Genomic DNA, 2,732 nt, shown 5'->3' with positions numbered 1-2,732 from the left:
TTCTACTTCATTAAGTGCTTTGATCATTGGTAGGACCTCTGCTTTCTTTATTGCTGTGTTTATTGCTGGCTATGCGTTACTATTTTACCACATATAACCCTGTTTTACAAGTGCGGAATGCAAGTCATAGACAGTAGTATCTCTTCCCTCCTGCACCTGCGTCACTTCCATATACTTGATTATTGGGGCATCGGGTAAATGGAGGTAACGGAGATACAAGGTTTGCCACATACCACCTTCATGATTTTGTAAGGACTCCCTGTAAAGATCACCTGAATGACAACTATAAAGTAGATCACTACCTGTGTCCTCGTTTATCACTAAGGTATGCCTGGCGTAATCATTAAAAGATCGACCATACCTGGGATCAGAAGATGGAACGCGTGCATGGGGTGGTGGTGGAGGGTCCCAATGAAAGTCTTCATCGCCATAGTGATGTATCCAGAAGGTTATATCTCCGGTCTGCATAAAACTTTTGTAAGTATTTGTCTCATTAATGCCTTTTTCAGCTACTTGAGCATCCAAACTTTCTTCCAGATAGCGTCTTAATTGATTGGCCGCAGTTATAGCACCCTTATGTTGACTAAGGTTGAAACCAACATTCTTTTGCTTAAAGAGAATATTTCCTGCAATCAACGCCTGTGAACCAAAATTCGCGCAGTCACCTCCTTCACCTGAAGCGCTGTAGTCTTCAAAAGGGGGAGAATTATATCCATTCGGGCCATTTTTATTCCAATATCGTTCCAAGTATCTCTCAGCAGTAACCTTATCATAACTTATCACATCCGTAGAGCTAAAGAAAACAGTCAGAAATAAGATAAGAAAGGAGATAGGTTTTGTTAATCGCATCATTTCTCCTCCTTTCTTATTTGCGCAAGAATACGTTTAACATAACTCATGATAGTATCATTCTCTGTGAGTTTGGCATTAGGCTCTGAATAATCTATCTCTTTCAAATCCATCGCCTTATACTCTAATGCAATTTTCTCTGCAGTTGCTTTCTCCCCTATCATAACAAGATAATACGCTGCCATTATCCGTGCCACGTCATTTTTATAATTTATTATTTTTAGTAACGTTGGTTTTGCATCAGGATCAAAATATGCCTTACGATCTTCCGTTGGGATAAAAACAGCGTGATGTCCTTCCCTTGCAAGTTTGTCCATTTCCTCAAAAGCGTTATCTTTCTCTTCCAAATCATAAAGAGCCCGCATAACACAAAACCGCATTTTTTGAGATTCGTCTTCTAACAGCCTTTTCAAAATAGAAGCCACCTTTTTATTACTTCCTGTTCTCCTCCCAATCTGTCCTAATGCCTCAACCGCCGCTCTTCTGCCATCCTCTTGCACCTTCTCATTAAAGATATATTCTGTCAACGGTCTTATGGTCGTTGTATCTCCCAATCTACCTGCATCAGGAAGAAGCAGTGTATCAGCTTTATTAAGAAATGATGGATGGAAACAACGTTTAGTTTGCAACTCTTCTTTTTCATTCTCATATTCCCCCTCTTTCCATCCCATCTCCTTAAAAATCTCAACCCTCTTTTTTTCCAAAACTGTAGTAGGGGTATCAGGTCGTGGGATTACAATTGCCTTAATCTCCTTCTTCCACCAGTCCGGATATCCTGACTGATCTTGAGCAGAATGCTCTTCCTCTTTAGTTTCATCCATCTCACTCTTTACCTGTTCAACTTTACCCTCAACAACTTCAGTATTTGTCTGAACATCTGCTTGAAGTCTTTCTACCTCTGCTGGCTCCTCACTCTTAGCAGGCTTTTTCCCCATAGCCAACCCCAGCCCCCCCATCATCAGGATTGAGACCAGACTCCCCACCATTATCCACCTTCCGGATTTCATCATCATCTTCATCCCCCTTTCATTTGGATTGCGCACCCACTTCGTGGGTACCCGAGATTTCGGATCGCGGACTTAAAACCTTTCCCCCCGCATCCAAAGTCCGCCCATCCTTGCTTCCTCTTTCAATTTCGAATTACAGACTGCAAATTGAACCAAATCCGATTTGCCATTCAACTTGATTTTTCCCCCTCAAACTGAGCATCATTTTATCATACCCCCCTATTTGTCAACTACCTTTAACCTCAAATCCTCCATTTTTTCTTGATCGCCTCCTCTGTTTTTTACGTTTTTGGCTCAACGTGGATTCGAGGGGTAAACGCCCTCAGGTATCGGGTGTCAGGCATCACTGGTTAGCTCACTGTTGACGGCTGACACCTGATACCTGAACACTTACAATATTACCCCACGAATTCACGTTGACCCACGTTTTTTAACTACGTCCCGTCCCCATGTCCCCAGCTTTCGGGAAGGTGCGCTATTGGCTCAAACGAAGGCCTATATTTTTTTTACCACTGAGACCGCAGAGATCGCCAAGGTTTTCTTTCTTTCCTCTGCGTCCTCGGCGTCTCTTTGCGGTGAATTTACTGTATCCCTGATCCTTTGCGCCTTTGCGAGAGATTATTTACAATCCGCAATCCGCAATCCGCAATCCGCAATCACTTGAGTATGATCATCTTCCTGGTCGAGATATAAGGTCCAGCCCGAAGTTGATAAAGATATATGCCACGGGAAACCTCCTTTCCTTCATCATCCTTACCGTCCCAATGGGCCGCCTCCTTCCTGGTCAGATAACTCCCCGGCCCACGCTCGCCCAGCTCAATGCTCCTGATCAAATGTCCGGCGAGGCTGTAAATCCGGATCTCTACCACCGCCCGT

3 protein-coding genes are annotated in these 2,732 nt (G+C 43.5%); all 3 read right to left on the bottom strand.

Annotation, left to right across the window (positions count from 1 at the left end; genetic code table 11):
• Positions 1–84: 84 nt before the first annotated feature.
• Positions 85–852 (bottom strand): amidase domain-containing protein, encoded by a 768-nt coding sequence (locus tag AB1797_13860; protein MEW5768672.1) that lies wholly within the window; start codon positions 850–852, stop codon positions 85–87.
• On the bottom strand, positions 849–1,862 hold the full coding sequence (locus AB1797_13855) for a HEAT repeat domain-containing protein (GenBank protein ID MEW5768671.1): 1,014 nt from the start codon (positions 1,860–1,862) through the stop codon (positions 849–851). Before AB1797_13855 ends, AB1797_13860 begins: the two co-directional genes overlap by 4 nt.
• A gap of 650 nt (positions 1,863–2,512) precedes the next feature.
• The coding region (locus AB1797_13850) for a FlgD immunoglobulin-like domain containing protein (protein MEW5768670.1) at positions 2,513–2,732 on the bottom strand (220 nt) is incomplete at its 5' end.

The sequence above is a fragment of the bacterium genome (assembly GCA_040753085.1).
Taxonomy (GTDB): domain Bacteria; phylum UBA9089; class JASEGY01; order JASEGY01; family JASEGY01; genus JASEGY01.
The sequence above is the reverse complement of the archived record's forward strand: the minus strand, read 5'-3'. Positions and strand labels throughout refer to the sequence as shown.

Excerpts from the sequence above, each read along its gene's own strand:
- AB1797_13860 (MEW5768672.1), bottom strand. The coding sequence starts at position 852 with ATGATGCGATTAACAAAACCTATCTCCTTTCTTATCTTATTTCTGACT.
- AB1797_13855 (MEW5768671.1), bottom strand. The coding sequence starts at position 1,862 with ATGATGATGAAATCCGGAAGGTGGATAATGGTGGGGAGTCTGGTCTCA.